This is a genomic window from Paenibacillus hubeiensis (assembly GCF_032334105.1).
Taxonomy (GTDB): Bacteria; Bacillota; Bacilli; order Paenibacillales; family Paenibacillaceae; genus Paenibacillus; species Paenibacillus hubeiensis.
Map to the genome: position 1 here is coordinate 716,659 of NZ_JAVYAE020000001.1, position 16,778 is coordinate 733,436.

Genomic DNA, 16,778 nt, shown 5'->3' on the forward strand with positions numbered 1-16,778 from the left:
TCAATTCACCCGCTTACTGTACGGTTTGCCGCTCAGCAATGTGGTTTTGAAGCCGATCTACAAGGTTTTGGAGTTGTTCCTCATTGGCGTCAATGTCCCGTTCTTTCCACCATTTCAACACGGTTTCCGCCAGACCAGATACATCCTCCAACTGCGGCTCAACAATGTACCCGTTGACCATGCCGTTTATAAGCAGCCAGCCGTTGCCCTTGGCATAATTAATAATTGTCATCAAATTACTGAACAATGCAGGGTCTGCATGTACAGGCTCCGTCATCCACCGGATAACCGTATCCCAGTCGTCGCCATTACGTTTGAATGCTTCCAGCGCCTGCACTACCTCACTCGGCAATGCCGACATCTCGTTATGTGCGATTGCTCTTTCGATCGTCTGAAGCAATGCGAGTCTTTCATCTTGCAACTCAACGATCGTCTGGCCGTGCTTCGCCAGGTCTGCAAAAGATGCATCGCGCTGTGCCAATGCTTCATCCCGTTGCGCCAAAATTTCGTCATACTGCTGCTGAGTGTACGTTCTTTCCGGTTTCAGTTCGACGGCGTTTTTATATGGAACCTCTTGGCCTGAACACGGTCCATCAATAATTTGGAAAGGAGTTTTGTAATCAAAGATTCCCGGATTAATCCGTCTTGCTGTATATGTTTCTCCCGGATGAAGCCAAGTTTTGTCCTTGGCCTTGAATGGTGCCACGATCTTGATTTGAACTGTATTCATGTACTGACCACCTCGATTTCATAATGTTTTCCTGCTATAAACCCGCGCTGCCGTAATGCCGCCTCAACGGTCATTTTGGCAAGAATTGAATTGTTATTACTGCTGGATAAGTGCGTAAGATATATTCGTTCGCCCTGGCCCTTGATAATCCGTTGGAGCGCTTCTGCTGTCTGCTGGTTGCTCAGGTGCCCAAGGTCACTCAGTATGCGCGCCTGTACGCTATCGGGATAGCTGGAAGCCAGAACAAGGTCCGGGTCGTGATTGCTCTCGATGATGTATATCTGACCTTCCATGAGCGCAAGCATGTCGTCATCGACCTTTCCAGTGTCAAACACCACGCATGCGCGGCTGCCGTCGTCTGCTTCTATCGCGTATCCAACCGGTTCGTATGCGTCATGGTGGGTTTTAAAGGGGTAGACCCATATATCTCCCAGCCGGATTGATTCGTACTTGCTGTATCTGGTTTCTACAACCCGGCGCAGATCATCGTCTACACCGGATATGCCTTTCCATTCTCCGTCCGTTGCCCACACATTGATGCGGTACTGGTTCGCCAGTGGCAGCCCTTTGATGTGGTCGCCGTGGGCATGTGTGATAAATATGTCTGTTACCTGATCTGGCCGGATGCCGACCTCAAGAAGCCGCTTTGCAATCTTGGTTTTGGCAACGCCTGCGTCGATTAGGATCGTTCGCCCCGCATAGGTCAGTGCTATGCAGTTGCCCCCGGAGCCCGATGCAATAATGTCGATTTTCATGAATTGCCCACCTCAGTCCACATACTTCACATCAGATTGGATTACACCGGGGTTATCTACAACTGCTTCCAATATTGACCGCATTACTCCAGCACAAGCCGTAAATCCTTGGTCTGTATATTTAATAAGTCTCCTCATTGTGGCAACTCCGTAAGTTAACTTATGAAGAGCTAACTTTTTTCTGGGGATATCCCACAACGTGTATTCTCCAAAATAGAAATCAGTGCCGTCATACGCGCATTGTGTAATTGTGAAATCGAAGGAATCAATGACGCTTTCGGGAGAAGTGTAGTAACCCATTCTAATAAGCTGGATGTATCGATCCTTACCATGAATCCGCTTGATGAATGTTTCTGCATGCTCATTTGAGTTGATTTTCTTCGCGCCATCTTTCTCAATTTGCTTTTTAAAGCAATTGAACTGATCTACGTCTTTGAAGAAGAAATCAAAATCTGAATCAATATCCATGCCAATCAACGTTCTTCGGATTGCACCACCGCCAAGCCATGGTCCTTCTGGAGATAGAGCAGGAAGGTCATTTAAAACCTTCAATATTTCTACCTCTTCCGCATCAGTGAACCTTCCAAGAAACTCAAGTGCATTTTTCTTCATATGCTCCGCTCCCTTTTAATTCGTTCCTGCCATTCCTTCAGGTGTTTGCACCCTCGGGCAGGCTCTTCGTAATGTCGTTTCCCCATCATGTAGGATACGAACTTGTCAGTGGCCTTTTCGTAGTACATGCCGTTTAATACCGGGGCCGGAGGCGGCCCCTTTGGTTCGGTCAAGCTGCTGAACAAGTCGAGCTGCACGGGCTTGCCGTCTTGCATCGGTTATCGCCTCCAGTGATGTCTTGCAGTCATCGCATACTCTGCGACCCCTGTTGTACTGCTCACGTCCTGCGGTTATATCTCGACCGCACACCTGGCAATCCGGACTCAAGCGGTATATTTCAACCATGGCTTACACTGGGAGATCGTCGGCGGCAGCTTGGATTTGGAGGTCCATAATTTTCAGATAACCTTTGATCTCAGCTACGGTCGGCTCTGATCCCTTCATCTTGCAAAACTGCTGCATGTGTTCTCCCATAGCTGCTTTATCTGTTATCCCAAGTTGTTTATATTTCTGCTTCATCTCGGCTTTGAGCGTTTGTTTTTCAGAATCAGGAGCAGCAGTGTCGGTTGTTGTATCAGGCTGTTCGATTGTCGGTGTTGGCGGAGCCTCTGGAGTAATATCCCGGCGCTCGTATGGTGCATTTTCAACCGGTGCTGCAGTCGGTTCATCTTCTGATACTTCAATCCCGTATTGACGCTTGAAGGCTCTCTTGATGGCGTGTTTTACGATCATGTCGTCAAAGTAGTCCTTCCACATTTGACCGTTCCGGCCTTTGACCAAATGCTCAATCTGATCTCTCCGAACGATGACCAGAATATTGGGTGCGTCCTCTCTGTATGCAATGCAGTAGGCACCGATTGTCTCTCCAGGATTCATTACGTCCGGCTCGTGTTCGACTTCACCCGTATGCATCTTGGCTTTGAAATGATCATTTGCACGAATCTCAGAAGCGATAAAACCTTTGTATTGTGGGTGCTTCTTCGCGAGAGCTACAATCCCCTCAACTGCAATCTGCATGCTCATAACAGGGCCGTCCTTGCCGTTGTAAACAATGCAGAATATTTGATTAAGGAACGGGTCCAGCCCTGTACGCACACACGTTTGCACGAATAATGCGAACTGCTCATTACTGGTGCCTTTGGCAATGGTCGACTTCAAAGTATCCAGATGTTTTTGTGTGTAGTTTCCTACGACCACCTCTTCATTGATCGCTTGCAGTTGATTATTTGAATTTGTCATGGGCTTGTAGCCTCCTATGATTTAATTGTTTTGCGGGTTAGCGAATTGCGTTATCGGTTTCAATGCGTAATTCCTGGCCTTCGACCACTCGACCCGTAATCAGTTGGTCGTAAACCGATATGCGGCCTGTGTAGCTCTCCAGGTTGTCGATGAAGGTCGGGCAGATCAGAGCGGATTGTTTGAACAACACCTCTGTCAGTTCAAGACCGGCTGAGATGCGTTCGCCCGTGGACAAGGCCAGGTAATCCTTGCCGTCCATTTGGATGCTGAAATCCGGCTCGTATTCGCCCTTCGTTTTCACGTATTTGAACAGGCGGATCGACAGTGATGTGAACAGGGATTGCACCTTGCTGGCTTGCAATTCGGCTTCCTTGGCTTTGTAGGACTTGATTGCATCCAAGATAAAGACTGATTCTTTCAGGTTTGCAAGGGTGTCTGCTTCGGCCTGCTTCGCATCCTCAACCTCAGCAGCAAGGCTGCTCCGGCGCTTCTCCGCTGCCAGTAAGTCCTCCAATGCATCCCGCTGGCTCTCTGCTTCTCTCAGCAGCCTCCATTGCTCTACCAGATCGACAGGTTGAATCTCGGCCGCTTTCGCCTCCAGCTCATTCCGCTCCTTGACCAGCGTTTCATGTTCCGCACGCAGGAGCTTCTTCTTGTGTTCTTTTGCGTCCGTAACTGCCTTCACGGAATCTTCGTCAAGGAGCCGATTGCATGTTGGGCATGTATCCTCAATAGGCTCGTTGTACGCCTCCATGTATCTGTCCCTGGCAGCAGCTACGCGGGCTTTAGCTGATTCAACTTGTAGTTTCAATTCATTCAGTTCTTTGTTAGTAGCCTCAGCAGCATCTATCGGCGCATTTAAAATTCTGATCTGCTCAAGTAACTCGGCTGAATCCAAGCGTATTTCTTCCGCATCCCGATCCAGTACAGGCAAACGGTCAAGTTGTTCCTGCAGCGTCTTCGTCCGGCTTTGAGCAGCAATGTGTTCCTTCTCCAGCTTCGATTTCTTGCCTCCGGTGCCGCCGTGAATCTTCTGCAAGTCATCAAGGGTGTGTTTCTTCATCAGTTCATTCAGCTTGACGGCAGCAGGGTTAAGCGTGATGTCCTTCGGTTTTTGTTCCGGGCTCAACCGGCTCATTTCCTGAAAGACTTCTTTCTTAGCAGGCGGCGTAGTGTACTTCATAATCTGTTCCCGCTGTTTCGTCCAGTGCCGTCCGAAAAAGTAAATCGGGTTATAGAAGGACAGGAATTCATCCTTATCGAACAGTTCAGATACCGCGGCCTCAAACTCTTTCGCCTTGACCGGAACATCGTTGATGTAGAACGAGTTGGTTCCCTTTTCTATCTCTCGCGCAAACTTGATAGGCATGCCATCGACTTGTAGAATCGTGGAAGCAAACACCCGGTCAAATTCATAGTTGGTAGGTGATGGATTGTATTTATTGCCGAACAGATCAGTTCCGTACAGGGTCCATACCGGAGCCGTGCCGATGGACGTTTTGCCTTGGCCGTTCTTCCCGGAAATCCGGGTTATATCCCCGTACTCCACTTTTTGATGCCGTAGCCCTGCGAAATTGATAACTTCTGTTTCGATCAGGCGCACATGGTTTGCCACTTGTTTTCCTCGCTTCCTGTGATATGATGATTGCGAATAGTTTTCTTATGGACCGCTCTCTAATGGGCGGCTTTTTTTGTTTGTTTTGGCCCCTCGACTTTCTCCATTTCCCACGGATCAAGCGTTCGGACCGGAGTCGCTATGGTGCAATCTACTGCAATAAGCATGCAGGCCAGACAGTGTGGTTGTGGTGGTTCATGCACTGCATACACCGCATAATTGCCGCACCCACATTCAACTCTCATTGTTTGCCTCACCTCCTCTCAAGCTGCGGCGGATGCGATTATATTCGATCCGGTGTGCCTCCGATGGAAAAGCGAATTTCGGATGTCTCCGGTCTAAATACTGCCCACCAGACTGCGCCAAGGCTTTCAGGTCATTCGGATCATCAGTGGCTTTGATTCTGATTGCCATCTGTAACGGATTGGTAACGTTCATGCTGATCACCAGTGACCATTCAAGCGGCGGCGGTACTTATCCCGCTGGCCCCGAGCATGCAGCGCAATTAACATGCGGCCTTGCTGGAGCATCCGCCATTCGAAGGATTCGAAGAACTCGCACAATTCGTACAAGCGTTGTTTGTTCATGCGTGAATCTCCTTTCTGTGTGGCACAGAGATGAGTCCGAGGCTTATCTTGAGCGCTTGTTCCATCCGTTCCATTTCCTTCGGGAACAAGTGAGATTTCTTCTTTATCAACCTTCGTTTGTCCACTGTCCGGATCTGTTCGAACATGACCACTGAATCTTTCGGCAGCCCATTCGACCGTTCGATCGGGACATGTGTTGGTAAATCTCTCTTGTTGCCATCTGTTATAGCAGCAACGATCACCGTTGGTGAATACGTGTTACCCACATCATTTTGAATTACCAGCGCCGGACGAACTCCCTTCTGCTCACTGCCCACAACCTCGCCAAAATCGACCATATAGATATCACCGCGTTTGATTTGGTTCATGTACACTGCACCTCCAGTTCTTCCAAGCGCTCGCAGACATGTTGTACAAGGTCCATCTGATCGAGCATTTGTCCGGTAAAGGCGATTTCTTTCAGTCCGTCGATCTCGTAAACAAGTTCATAATTTTGTTTGAGTAGCGGGAGAATCAAAGCCAGTTCAGGCTGACCGACTATCAAGTTTCCGTTTTTGTCGGTGATCATTTGAACGATTTTTGCCAACTCCCGGTGAACATTGTGGATCATGACTGCCATGTTCCTATCCCCTTTCGGATGTTGTATTCGAGCTGATTTCCGACTCATCTAAAGGAAGCTGGTTCAAAATGTCCCGAAGACTCCGAAGTGCCTCGATGTTTGAAATTGTGAACGATGCCGCTGGTGTGTGTTTCCCTGTTTCATAGTCCGTGCAAGCTGTCTCAATGAGGTTCAATGTGAATGCTGTTCCGCGTTGGATTACAATCGCGGCCTGATCGTCGGTTAATGCAACTGCATGTCGATTCATGTAACACCTCATATTTCCGAGAAAATACGGACAATCTAGTTGACTTTTTATACGGTTTTGCCGTATACTTCTCTTGTAATCAATTCCTAGATTCTAAGAATTCTTAGCCAAAAAAATTTCGTTTGGTTCTAATTCCAAGCCTTCAATCTTACATAACAATTCAACTTCTTCCGCTACCATCTTCGATGTACCATCCATCAATCTGTAAAACCGTCCTTCGGGGATGCCAGCTTTAGCAGCGACATCTCTAAAGGGAGTTCCAGATGCAATGATATGAGCGCGGATACGCTGGATCAAAGGAGATATGTTTTTCTTTGGTTGTTCAACACTAGGTCGAAACTCCAACGATTGGGAAACAAAAGATTGATTCATCAGGATCACCTCCTGCTTTGTTTTGATCGAATTCCTAATTTCTAAGAATCCGTGAGTCAAATATAACTCTTAGTTTCTAAGAATGCAACCCCTTTTTTTAATTTTTTTATTTCTGATTCCGCATTTCTAAGATTAATTACCAAGTTTCTAGGGCATTATGTTAAGATCAATTACCAAGGAGAGGTGAATGGAAACCATGCTCAATTTCTACGGTGAGCGCCTAAAGGAAGCACGTACTATGGCGGGATTGACACAGATTCAAGTGAGAGACCATACAGGGATTAACAATAAGACATTGAGCGGATATGAGAATAATGTGAGTGAACCAGATCTCAAAACGTTGACGATTCTGTGCGATCTGTACGGGGTAACAACTGATTGGGTATTGGGGAACACAAACAATCCCTACAGCCAGCTAACTGAGGCTGAAAGGGACGCTGTTAGGAAAGTGGATTTGGATGATGATTCTTTCATCGAAGGAGATTTCAGTTTCGCCGGACGTGAATTGACGGTAGAGGAAAAAAGAGAGTTACAAGCTATGGCTCGTCTGTTTCTGAATCGGAAGAAAGGGAACTGAGGAATTCTTCAATGAGTTCTTGGTTTTCTGGAGTATCGGCTGCTATAGATCTCAGAAAATGTTCGACATCAATGCTATTCATAAGGCATTACCCCCGTTATGTATTATTGTAATTATATACGAACGACTGTTCCTACGAAAGACTTAAAACTTAATATGGAGGCATACATAATATGGCGCTTACCTTCGGGAAGTGCCTGTTGCGCGATGTCCGTATCAAAGCCGGTTACACTCAGGAAGAGCTTTCCGAGGCCCTGCTTGAAGACTGCGGATTGAAGGTTTCCACCACCCTTTTGTCGCTCTATGAGAACGATAAGAGAACTATGCCAGCCCTCACTATGAGAGGGATCTGCATTATTCTCGGATGTTCAGAGACTGACATTTATGAGTGGCCGAACTAGCGCATCAGGCCGGAGCAATCACTGCTCCACCGGAGGTATTTCTTTACCCCTGTGTAAAGTTCGGAAACATCAACAGGAAATCTTGTTCCTATTTCCCATTTTGCCCCATACCACAGATTTTGTAAATTAAAATTGGGCGGCTGAATTTTTCCAATTCGACATCACAATTCGACAACTTATTCCATTGTACCTATGTTATTATTCTTAATTGAGAGCAAAAAAGAGGGGCCACCGCACTATGACGGTGGCCCCTCTTTTCATTGGTATGCTGGCACAAATTGTGGTTTGGTTACTTGCTCCACTGCATGCAATGCTTTCTGCAAGTCGTTGAAGCCTCTCACTGACATTGAACATTTAATCTCGCCAACTCTACGGAACCTTTCAAAGTAAGCGTAGTATGGCGTTTCGGATGTTCGCAGCACTCTGGCTACATTGACAGAACTATTCCGGTCAACGTCCACAAAGCGTCCGCCGCTGTTGTTGAGGACATCGGTCCAGTACTCCTTGCTGCCAGTAAAATAATACGTTGCATCGGCCGTATAGAAGGCAACTTTCCTATACGCCCTGATATAAGACAGATACAGTATGTCGGCGATCTTTACAGGGGCTACACCTTTTTTCCCTTTGTGATCCACTAAAAGCGTTATGTGTTCCATGTATGTGATCCTCCATTATTTTTTTAGCAATCTTTTGGACGGACGTGGATTGTTAACGAAAATCAAGCTTGCAGGCAGTACAGTAAGAGCAGCAATAGCACCCAGACTTGTTGCAATCGCGGAATAAATAGCCACTTTAAACATGGTTGTCACCTCCCTTCGTGATGTGTTCATTGGCTACGAGCGTCATGGCTTGAACAAAAAATGCTATCGCAGCCCAAGACGATCCAAACCAAAGGTTTGATGCCACGATCAGGAATGATATGACCGTGAGCAGCGGGTAAAACCGTTCCGGAATGCGCGTCTGGTGATCGATCCCCGATGGAGCGTAGAACAGAACAATTACCATACTGATAAGCGTAAGTCCCACGGTCCATGTCGAATTGATGCTTACCATACTTAACACCGTTGCAGTGCTTGCGGTTACGATCGCACATCCAATACTTGATTCCAGATGCAGCCCGCCCGAGACAAGCCGGAGCAACGCAAAGCATTTGAGCAGCATAATGACCTCAGATCCCCGGCCAGTAAACAGCGCTCCGATAATCGTAAACAGGATGACAGCAGCCGTATTCAGGATGATGATCAGCGTGTGCCGCATGTCCTCTTCATGCACCGGATGATTCGGGACCACTGACTTGATATGTCGGGCTATACGGCCCGCCGCATTCTCAATCACTCATATCCTCCCTCTCTTTCCGAACGGCATAATACAGGAACAATGCAGAAGCAACCCCAAAGAATAGAATGTTTGCCCACGATTCCTGTATGTACATTGTGATCGCCAAAAGCACAAATGCCACCAGAATGACGGACACAACCATGATCTTTTCCCAGCGTAACCTGAGCAAATCATAATCCGCTGTAAAGCCAAATCCGAACCTATACAACCCAAATGACAGGACCAGGAACAAAATGCTTGTCACAAGCTGTAGGAGTACCCCTCCAACTACGTTTACTAACAAGGCTTGAACGATCCCGTAAATGAAAAATCCGGTACAAGATATGATTCCTGACCAAATGAGCGGCAGCCGCACGATCGTTGCCAGGAACAGCACGTAGCACAGCAGGTTAATAACCGTTGCCAAGTAACCAAGCTCTAGTCCCCGGAGAAAATGGCTTTGCAGGCCCATCAGGATCGATACAACCACCGTTTGCCAAATGAAGTCCATAGGGTTTTCGCGAAATATCGCCATCATGAAAACAAATACTGCTAATACCTCAAGCGTTGAAAACAACAGAAACGTGACCAATTCCATCCGACTGTCCCCTTTTCTAATCCGGCTTTTCTTTGTTGCGCCATTCAGCCATGCGCTCTTGGTACTCATCGATAGATGGTTTGTACCAAAAAGGCCGGCTTCCTACCATGACATCAGGCTCGGGAAACATTTTGTTTTTGCGGACATGGTGCATATTCTTGGGGTCTACGCCTATCTGGTCGGCCACTTCTTTGCTGCCGAGCAGCGGCGGATACTTCTTGCCGCGAATGATCTGCCTGGCGTCTTCCAGCTCATCTACCAGCGCTGCGATTTGCTCGCCGACCTCTCCTCCTAACTGGTTGGCTATCTCGCGGTATTGATTCAAGGTCAATGTCATCCCTCCCATAAATTTCCGCTTTGGTGCTGATATAAATATACGGTAAAGCCGTATGTTTTACAAGAGGATGTCAGAAAAATATAGAAACATTTTCCTAGTTCTGTTAGACTAAAGCCAAAACTACCGAAGGGGAATGAATCATGCGATATCTATTGTGTTTCCTCCCGCCCCTCGCAGTCCTATCCTGCGGAAAAGTGGGCCAGTTCTTTATTAGCTGTATTCTGACGCTGTTCTTCTATGTGCCAGGAGTCATCCATGCTATCTTGGTCGTTAACTCCTACAAAGCAGACAAACGCAACGACAAGCTTATCCGAGCAATCAATCAGCAACAGCGTCCACCCATGTGATCTATGTACATAAAACGCCCGTATCCAACATTAATGGATCGGGCGTTTCTTCTTTAATCTATCGTTGCGGATATGATCTCCCCAATATCGATGAACACCCAATCGTCTTCACCAATGAGCAATTTGAACTCATTACGGTGAACAAAGATGGTTGAAACCATCCCCCACGAACACCTCAACCTCATAAGGACCGAACTTTGTTACCCGGAGCTTTAAGCGCTGGTTTCGAGCATCGATAATCGCTCGTTGAATCAATTCCAACTCCTGCGGATCAAGATTCGGCTTTTCCCTCTCCAGTTTCCTTTCCTGCTGCTCCAAATATGCATCTCGGTATTCCGGAAGTATCATCCTGGATGACTCAATCAGACCATTCCCAAACAGTTTCTTTGCCATTGAATGCCCTCCTTAATATTCGGTCCAGTAACTTGTGTCGACTGGTGGTTTCGGTTTGACTGATGCCGTTTTAGGTTGATCCGCTTCGCGCTCCCAGCCTTCCAGGATAACAATGCTGCTCGTATCCGGTTTATTGCGCCATGATATGTAATTAGCATTAACGAGGCCGTCCAAAGCAGATATGATGTCGTTCTGGCTCCTGCCTGTTTTGACAGTCAGTTCGTGGAGCGTAGGGAACCTTCTTCGCACTCCACTGTAGTTATACAGAATCCTCAGTACCTTCCGTTCGTAATCATTCAACATTTACCGTCACCCTCCTGAATAAGAACAACTGTTTGTATTATATGCGAACGATTGTTCGTTATTCAAGAAGAAAATAACCCCACCGCAGGGAGCAGGTGGGGCATCATTCATTACTTCACCTTGATTCCTTTTTCCTTACGGTAGCTAATCACAAGTTGCCGCCAAAAGTCATATGATCCCGTTTTATCAGCCATATAATCCTTGTAATATTCATAGGCTGCCTGTGCCCATGTAGGGCACTCCATGCTGTCCTTGGCCTTCTGTGCTTCGATCCATTTGTCCTGCGCTTCCACTTTATTTTTCAATTCATTCATTTGCTTCGTTTCCTCTGCCGTCATTGGTTCGGCACCTCCGTTCTTGATACGTTCAAATTCCGCTTTAACGGCTGGGAAGAAACTTTTTTCCGCTGCTGCCTTCGTGTTCCCTGCCCCGAAAAAGTTTGTGCCTGGGCACGTCTTACTTGATTCACCCTTTTTGTAATCTCCCAGCCACACCCCAGAATCCGTATACCAGGCATGATAAACGATATGAGTTGAATCTATAGCCAAACCCAGTTTAAGCGTTAGGCACGCGTACAGGTGCAATACAGCTTGTCGCTGCGCCTCTGTCATCTTATCTCCGCCAGTATCAAAATTCCCAACAATCTCAACGCACAATGCGCCTGTGTTCGCTCCCTTGATTCCGGCAGGCGTCTTGTTCAGATCCCGGTCCAGGCTAATAGCAATCCGTCCGTCTTCAAGAACTGTTATGTTTTGTCCTGTACCAGACCATCCCAAAGACAAATGGTATGTCCTCATGCCCTCAAGGCATTTCCATACATCCTGCTGGGCTATTCCATTAACCATCTGACGAGTTGTATAGTTAGGTGATGCTGTATGGTGTACCTGGAGTTTGTTGATATTTCGTGTGATTTTTTGTTTGTCGAGCCACCCTTTAAATTCGGATGGCTCAAGTAACAAGAAATTTCCTTTGGTGATCATTGCTGGTCAGCCCCTTCACGAACCTGCTTAACCAGTTGGTTACCATACACTGCCACGGCCCCCACAAGGATACCCTGTACCACGCTCTCAACGCTTAAGCCGAGGACCAGAATCGCAAATACGATCGCCGCAGCAGTGACGACAAAAATAATCGTCCAGTCAGGCACCCGTGGCGTCCGTTTGAGCACATATCCAATCACCCAACACGCTGCAAGAACGATCAGCAGCCGGCCATCAATCAACCCTTGAATAACATCCCATTCCATGCCCTATCTCTCCTGTCTTCCTTCGATTTTGTCGAGCCGTTTATGTGCTTGCTTCGAAGATTCCTCAACCCGGGTAAGTCGCTCTGTTACCCCGGCAAGTTGTTGGTTCTGCAGCCGGACATCCACTCGCAAATCGTCAATTCCGCGTTTGATGTACGAAACATCCGTATGGAGTGATGCATCCTGAGTCGCTTCTTGAATCACTTCGTCTTTGTAGGCTTTGGTCCGGCCAATCCAACCAATAAGCATGCCGCTAATCGCGCCAAGTGCTCCAATAAGCCCTATCAACACCGAAAAGTCCACCTTTCTTTCCCCCTGATTCCTAATTTTTTTGAACAGCAAAAAACACGTTCAGGATATCCGGACGTGCTACAAGCCACCCTTAATTGTCTTTGCCCGACGCCAACACCGCCCCCGATTTGATTAAAACGAATATATCGCCGTGTTTTTGAAATAAAGGTAAGCATGCGACCATCCGCCGCCCTTGTTAATTTGTCTGAAGCTCAATCTGTAATCACCAGTACGATCAAAGTTGCTTGGCATATTCATCGTTACTACTGGCGTATTAACGAATTGATTACGCCAAAATGCCACGCCCCTATCGATGTATATCGATAAAAAATCGACCGGAAATGAACCGTATGCCGAATTATTAACGCAAACAGTCCACTCCGTATCGTTTTTATCTATCAAGACAATCCTCACCTCTGTATCAACAAACTGATTACCACTACCGATGGCGAAATCATTATCACTAGAAATGTTATTTGCGACTGTAAGGTTAAAAGACTCTATAAACCCAGTGCCCGCCGGGAATGTGGCAATCGGGTAATACCGTGATCCCAGACCAAAAAATTCAGTTTGAGCAGTACTTAATGCAATGGAAGGCGTTACTACTTGCGGTTTCTTAGTATCAAGTGCCCTAACCTTATCAGCCAATACCGCCCATGAGTCATTGGTGGAAGCAGATCCCCCCTTGGCGTTGATGGCATTTACAATGCCCTGCTTCGCTTCAACGCCAGACTGAAAAACGTCAGGACTCCATGCGGACCAAGAATTGCCTAATTTAACGCGTACATAGAGTGTTGGTCCTGTATTTTCTAACCTTGTCGCACGTTGCATCACATAACTGTTCCCATTTGAATGAACAAGAACTTCAATGTAGAACCATGGTCCAGCTTGATTACCTAGAGGGCCATTTAATGGACTATTACAATCGTATTGTCCAGCTGTTATGAGATTGTTCAAATCATAGTTTATGGGTAAATTGATGACTCGCCCATTGTCCTCTGTAAGTTTGAATTTCTGCCATGCCTTAGAATCAACATAGTTTTTTGAATTTGTCTCCGCCGCATTCGCCTTTGTGGTAGCATCCGTAGCCGCCGAAATGATAGCAGATTGACGGGCGTCATTGACTGCTTTCGGCGTCGCAGCCATCGTCTGATTTGTGCTGTCGATTGCGTTATTAAGCTGTACCTTTCCTTGCTGGGTCAGCGAGGCAGACGGGATAGTGACTCCGGCCACCGCCGTGTCCGTGTAATCCTTCATTTCCTCTTTAGCCGCCGTCAAGTCGTCCTGAGTGGCATAAACCAAAGAAGAATTAATCACAGCCGTTACGTTCGTTGCTTCACCGACAAAAACAAGGACGGCAAATTGTTCCTGGAAAATGTCGCTTCCGCCCCCGGCAGGGATGTAGTCCGCCATAGCCCCGGCGTTGCCGTACCAATACAGGATTTCCCCTTCGTCGGGGTCTTGAGCAAAAATACCGACCTCTCGCCAGTAAAATCCGGTCGTAACACCTTGGTTATCGACGACGGTCATTAATGTCGCCCTATCCGGCGGAGTCATTTCCTTCCCTGTGATCGGCAATGTCAATTTAGGGCTAATCAGCGCCGTTAATGGTCCGATGGGGCTACCCCCTAAATTGCCATCACCAATCATGAATTTGGTGTAATTTAGCTGCGCCCCTGCTTGCGCCTTGGCTTGTAGGGCTTGGCCTTTGGCGGTTAACCCTTTCGCGTTAAATTGTCCCATGGTTACCCCCTCATTTTAGCTTTGCGGCCCCGTTGAGTCGCCGCGCCATAATACAATACTTGTTCTTCTTGTTTGATAAGCGTAACCGATTCAAGCCACGCCGAAAGGCGCGTGACCGACTTAATGGCCCGCGCGAACTCTTCCGCCCTCTCTGCTGTTACATCTTCATTGCTCGTGACTACCCGGTAATATCCCGGTTCTCCCCCGTATTGGTTCCACTCCTGCACCTCTCCGTCACCGAAGAGTATAGATATCAGTCTTTCGATAGCAGCCGGGGTCCCTTTGCTACGGTTCGTCTCCGTAGCCGCCTGTAATAGCTGTATCTTTTGGGTCAGGGGCAAGGTCGGATCGTAATAAGGTAGGTTGAACTGCCAGGCTAATTCATCCGCTTCGGCGTCTGTCAGGTCGCCTTGCATGATCCGACGATAGTACGATATGGAAGAAATCCGCCCATACAACGCCGCTAAATCACCATCAAGCGCCATCGCCGCTGATCGGATATTTTTATCACCCTGTGCGTTGTTCGGCAATAGATCGAATACCGAGACGTCCTTGAGCATCTTTACCATGATTCCAGCCCTCCGTAAGTGACTGTGATCGAATCCGCGACGGCGAATTCAGACTGCTCCAACGCTTGGAAAGCTGGGAGCATGTTCGCCATGTCGATCCGTAGTACACCTGCCGCCATAACTCGCTTGACCAACTCAGCAGGGTTGATGGCCCTACCCAGTGCAGACCTTTGCCAAAGAACATAAGCGGATACGGCATCGTCCACGGATTTCTTTATAACAGCTTCGTCCGACGCGTCCGCTTCGTCGATATAATAAGTGAACTCGATTTTATAATCGACGACTGTCGGGGCTTGCACGGTCACGACATCGGTTAGCGGTCTAACTTTCCGGTCGTTAAGGACTGATTTTACAGCAGCCAGAATTTCCGGTGTGGGCATAACCCCGTTTTCCAGCAAAGGCACGACCGTAACCTCCCGAACGGCCGGCGAAAAGGCGGCTACGTCTGCGATAGCCGAGCTTGCTGTTTTGGCCCAGTAAATATATGCGCCCTCCGGCCCGGCGGTAGAATATGAATCGCCAGCGCCCCTAATCCTAGCGCGATATGATTCATCGTCTTCACGATCAGCTCCCCCGGCAGTGACGGTGATGTTTGAAACGGTCTGCACAAACGGGAGTGGGTCGATAATGGTATTGATTGTGCCGACGGCAAAGTCATTCCCCACTATGCCAGCAGTCAAAGATCTAGCAGAAACCGCACCTGATGTTTGTCCAGCCGGAATAACGATATCCTGAGTCGTCGCAAAATAAAGTTCACCTTGAGCATCCTCCGGGCTTACGCGTGATCCAGCCGGGATGGTTACCGGTACTACGAACGTAGACGAAAGTGTGAACTCAAGCGTGGTCGTTGCATATGCAGCCTCAAGACGAGTTGTTTTCGTAAAATCTCCAATGTAATCAAGCACCCACCCGGAAGCATACCGGAGCAGAACCGACTTTGCCGACGCGTCAATCGCCACGTTTTGCAACAAAATTATGTGCGCCAAACTGTTGAAAAAGAACATTTCAGGGTCCGCTCTGTTTACATTCCTGCCGGACAAACCCTCGTACAGTGCAATGATATTGTTAAGGATGGGCGGTACGTCTTGTTCGTTAAAAACGATCTCTGGCAATTCCACCAATTCAACCATTAACCGTATCACTCCTTTCGATAAAACGGACAATAGCAGGCGTTCTCCCGAAAAATTCAGGATTTTCGTAGTCCTGTTCAGGGAAAATGATCTCCGTCACCTGCGCCCTTGGTTCGCCCGCTTCGATAGCCTCGATAAGCGCTCCTGGGAGGATCAATCGCCCGTAATTCTCCGGCACGTCAAGCACATCGGGATTTACACCCAATGATCGGTCAAGCGTCATTTGCCCTTGTGCGAGCGTGGCTATCATCTGAACATTTTGTTTGATGCTTTCAATACCTGTCAGTCCCAAACGAGTATCCGGCATAACCGTTTGGACCTCATAAACCTCGCTCATACGTATTCCTCCAAACTGACATCCAAAGACGCCTGTAATACGTTGCCTTTGTTGTCTACATGCAACCAGTTTTGAGTGAGTCCGGTTATGTTCCACTTTCCGCGACCCAATGGTTTGCCTCCGATGACAAGTGTAAGCACTTTTCCATCTCGGCTGTAAGTCATCAACTTTTCCATTTCAGGCCGGGGATTCATACCGAGATTCACGTCCAACACGATTGTAAAAGACACCGTATCAAGCCCCGGCCCCAAAAATTGCTTGCGAGGCTTTTGCAGGACAATATCGGTAGCCGCCCACCTATCTGCGCTTGAACGGACGAAATCTTTGAACGTCCTAACCTTTCTCCGATCCGTCCCAAAATAGGCGATGAATCCTATATCCCCAAGCGCGCCTGATCCCGGCAATGCCATAAA

The 16,778-nt window shown here is 47.7% G+C and carries 28 protein-coding genes; 3 read left to right on the forward strand and 25 right to left on the reverse strand.

The genetic code is table 11. The features are described 5' to 3' along the window. Positions 1-13 precede the first annotated feature (13 nt). The 10 genes from RSX24_RS03330 to RSX24_RS03375 all read right to left on the reverse strand — a co-directional run bounded on the left by RSX24_RS03330 (position 14) and on the right by RSX24_RS03375 (position 6,776). Positions 14-730: a hypothetical protein gene (locus RSX24_RS03330; protein WP_343259658.1), complete on the reverse strand. Its 717-nt coding sequence runs from the start codon at positions 728-730 to the stop codon at positions 14-16. After that, positions 727-1,485 carry an MBL fold metallo-hydrolase gene (locus RSX24_RS03335; protein WP_343259659.1) on the reverse strand — a complete coding sequence of 253 codons (759 nt, stop codon included), beginning with the start codon at positions 1,483-1,485 and terminating at the stop codon, positions 727-729. The genes RSX24_RS03330 and RSX24_RS03335 overlap by 4 nt, the downstream gene beginning before the upstream one ends. Before the next feature lie 12 nt (positions 1,486-1,497). Then, positions 1,498-2,097, reverse strand: coding sequence for a Gabija anti-defense Gad2 family protein (locus RSX24_RS03340; protein WP_343259660.1), 600 nt, complete (start codon positions 2,095-2,097; stop codon positions 1,498-1,500). Beyond that, positions 2,094-2,312 carry a hypothetical protein gene (locus RSX24_RS03345; RefSeq protein ID WP_343259661.1) on the reverse strand — a complete coding sequence of 73 codons (219 nt, stop codon included), beginning with the start codon at positions 2,310-2,312 and terminating at the stop codon, positions 2,094-2,096. Before RSX24_RS03345 ends, RSX24_RS03340 begins: the two co-directional genes overlap by 4 nt. A 133-nt stretch (positions 2,313-2,445) precedes the next feature. Continuing rightward, positions 2,446-3,336, reverse strand: coding sequence for a RecT family recombinase (locus tag RSX24_RS03350; protein WP_343259662.1), 891 nt, complete (start codon positions 3,334-3,336; stop codon positions 2,446-2,448). A gap of 37 nt (positions 3,337-3,373) precedes the next feature. Beyond that, positions 3,374-4,951 (reverse strand): ATPase, encoded by a 1,578-nt coding sequence (locus tag RSX24_RS03355; RefSeq protein ID WP_343259663.1) that lies wholly within the window; start codon positions 4,949-4,951, stop codon positions 3,374-3,376. Between the two features lie 443 nt (positions 4,952-5,394). Continuing rightward, positions 5,395-5,538 carry a hypothetical protein gene (locus tag RSX24_RS03360; RefSeq protein WP_343259664.1) on the reverse strand — a complete coding sequence of 48 codons (144 nt, stop codon included), beginning with the start codon at positions 5,536-5,538 and terminating at the stop codon, positions 5,395-5,397. Then, positions 5,535-5,906 (reverse strand): type II toxin-antitoxin system PemK/MazF family toxin, encoded by a 372-nt coding sequence (locus RSX24_RS03365; protein ID WP_343259665.1) that lies wholly within the window; start codon positions 5,904-5,906, stop codon positions 5,535-5,537. The genes RSX24_RS03360 and RSX24_RS03365 overlap by 4 nt, the downstream gene beginning before the upstream one ends. Beyond that, positions 5,903-6,157, reverse strand: a complete 255-nt coding sequence (locus tag RSX24_RS03370) for a DUF7667 family protein (RefSeq protein WP_343259666.1) — start codon at positions 6,155-6,157, stop codon at positions 5,903-5,905. Before RSX24_RS03370 ends, RSX24_RS03365 begins: the two co-directional genes overlap by 4 nt. A gap of 340 nt (positions 6,158-6,497) precedes the next feature. Further along, entirely contained in the window at positions 6,498-6,776 is a 279-nt protein-coding gene (locus RSX24_RS03375) for a hypothetical protein (protein WP_343259667.1), read from the reverse strand. A gap of 187 nt (positions 6,777-6,963) precedes the next feature. On the opposite strand from RSX24_RS03375, the gene RSX24_RS03380 reads away from it, so the two are divergent. Further along, positions 6,964-7,353 (forward strand): helix-turn-helix domain-containing protein, encoded by a 390-nt coding sequence (locus RSX24_RS03380; RefSeq protein ID WP_343259668.1) that lies wholly within the window; start codon positions 6,964-6,966, stop codon positions 7,351-7,353. A 173-nt stretch (positions 7,354-7,526) separates the two neighbouring features. Next, on the forward strand, positions 7,527-7,754 hold the full coding sequence (locus RSX24_RS32280; protein WP_438286754.1) for a helix-turn-helix transcriptional regulator: 228 nt from the start codon (positions 7,527-7,529) through the stop codon (positions 7,752-7,754). 257 nt (positions 7,755-8,011) lie between these two features. Here RSX24_RS32280 and RSX24_RS03385 read toward each other — a convergent pair whose 3' ends face one another. Genes RSX24_RS03385 through RSX24_RS03405 form a run of 5 tightly spaced genes read right to left on the reverse strand, consistent with a single transcriptional unit; the run spans position 8,012 to position 10,000 of the window. Continuing rightward, positions 8,012-8,410, reverse strand: coding sequence for a hypothetical protein (locus RSX24_RS03385; protein ID WP_343259669.1), 399 nt, complete (start codon positions 8,408-8,410; stop codon positions 8,012-8,014). 15 nt (positions 8,411-8,425) lie between these two features. Further along, positions 8,426-8,554, reverse strand: coding sequence for a hypothetical protein (locus tag RSX24_RS03390; protein ID WP_343259670.1), 129 nt, complete (start codon positions 8,552-8,554; stop codon positions 8,426-8,428). Then, positions 8,547-9,089, reverse strand: a complete 543-nt coding sequence (locus tag RSX24_RS03395; protein ID WP_343259671.1) for an accessory gene regulator B family protein — start codon at positions 9,087-9,089, stop codon at positions 8,547-8,549. The genes RSX24_RS03390 and RSX24_RS03395 overlap by 8 nt, the downstream gene beginning before the upstream one ends. Next, positions 9,082-9,669, reverse strand: coding sequence for a hypothetical protein (locus RSX24_RS03400; RefSeq protein WP_343259672.1), 588 nt, complete (start codon positions 9,667-9,669; stop codon positions 9,082-9,084). The genes RSX24_RS03395 and RSX24_RS03400 overlap by 8 nt, the downstream gene beginning before the upstream one ends. A 16-nt stretch (positions 9,670-9,685) precedes the next feature. Continuing rightward, positions 9,686-10,000 carry a hypothetical protein gene (locus RSX24_RS03405; protein ID WP_343259673.1) on the reverse strand — a complete coding sequence of 105 codons (315 nt, stop codon included), beginning with the start codon at positions 9,998-10,000 and terminating at the stop codon, positions 9,686-9,688. Between the two features lie 146 nt (positions 10,001-10,146). On the opposite strand from RSX24_RS03405, the gene RSX24_RS03410 reads away from it, so the two are divergent. Beyond that, the gene (locus tag RSX24_RS03410) at positions 10,147-10,353 is read left to right on the forward strand and encodes a YqaE/Pmp3 family membrane protein (RefSeq protein ID WP_343259674.1); all 207 of its coding nucleotides are present in this window, start codon (positions 10,147-10,149) and stop codon (positions 10,351-10,353) included. A gap of 132 nt (positions 10,354-10,485) precedes the next feature. On the opposite strand, the gene RSX24_RS03415 is transcribed toward RSX24_RS03410, so the two are convergent. The 10 genes from RSX24_RS03415 to RSX24_RS03460 all read right to left on the reverse strand — a co-directional run bounded on the left by RSX24_RS03415 (position 10,486) and on the right by RSX24_RS03460 (position 16,775). Beyond that, positions 10,486-10,746, reverse strand: coding sequence for a YolD-like family protein (locus RSX24_RS03415; RefSeq protein WP_343259675.1), 261 nt, complete (start codon positions 10,744-10,746; stop codon positions 10,486-10,488). A 12-nt stretch (positions 10,747-10,758) separates the two neighbouring features. After that, the gene (locus tag RSX24_RS03420) at positions 10,759-11,049 is read right to left on the reverse strand and encodes a helix-turn-helix domain-containing protein (protein WP_343259676.1); all 291 of its coding nucleotides are present in this window, start codon (positions 11,047-11,049) and stop codon (positions 10,759-10,761) included. A 110-nt stretch (positions 11,050-11,159) separates the two neighbouring features. After that, entirely contained in the window at positions 11,160-12,029 is an 870-nt protein-coding gene (locus RSX24_RS03425) for a peptidoglycan recognition protein family protein (RefSeq protein WP_343259677.1), read from the reverse strand. Beyond that, complete coding sequence (locus tag RSX24_RS03430) at positions 12,026-12,295, reverse strand: phage holin family protein (protein WP_343259678.1); 270 nt, start codon at positions 12,293-12,295, stop codon at positions 12,026-12,028. Before RSX24_RS03430 ends, RSX24_RS03425 begins: the two co-directional genes overlap by 4 nt. Before the next feature lie 3 nt (positions 12,296-12,298). Continuing rightward, positions 12,299-12,586, reverse strand: coding sequence for a hypothetical protein (locus tag RSX24_RS03435; protein WP_343259679.1), 288 nt, complete (start codon positions 12,584-12,586; stop codon positions 12,299-12,301). A gap of 132 nt (positions 12,587-12,718) precedes the next feature. Further along, positions 12,719-14,329 (reverse strand): tail fiber protein, encoded by a 1,611-nt coding sequence (locus RSX24_RS03440; RefSeq protein ID WP_343259680.1) that lies wholly within the window; start codon positions 14,327-14,329, stop codon positions 12,719-12,721. Between the two features lie 2 nt (positions 14,330-14,331). Further along, positions 14,332-14,898, reverse strand: a complete 567-nt coding sequence (locus RSX24_RS03445; protein ID WP_343259681.1) for a phage tail protein I — start codon at positions 14,896-14,898, stop codon at positions 14,332-14,334. Continuing rightward, positions 14,892-16,028, reverse strand: a complete 1,137-nt coding sequence (locus tag RSX24_RS03450; RefSeq protein ID WP_343259682.1) for a baseplate assembly protein — start codon at positions 16,026-16,028, stop codon at positions 14,892-14,894. Before RSX24_RS03450 ends, RSX24_RS03445 begins: the two co-directional genes overlap by 7 nt. After that, positions 16,021-16,365 (reverse strand): hypothetical protein, encoded by a 345-nt coding sequence (locus RSX24_RS03455; protein ID WP_343259683.1) that lies wholly within the window; start codon positions 16,363-16,365, stop codon positions 16,021-16,023. The genes RSX24_RS03450 and RSX24_RS03455 overlap by 8 nt, the downstream gene beginning before the upstream one ends. Further along, on the reverse strand, positions 16,362-16,775 hold the full coding sequence (locus tag RSX24_RS03460) for a phage tail protein (protein ID WP_343259684.1): 414 nt from the start codon (positions 16,773-16,775) through the stop codon (positions 16,362-16,364). The genes RSX24_RS03455 and RSX24_RS03460 overlap by 4 nt, the downstream gene beginning before the upstream one ends. Positions 16,776-16,778 lie beyond the last annotated feature (3 nt).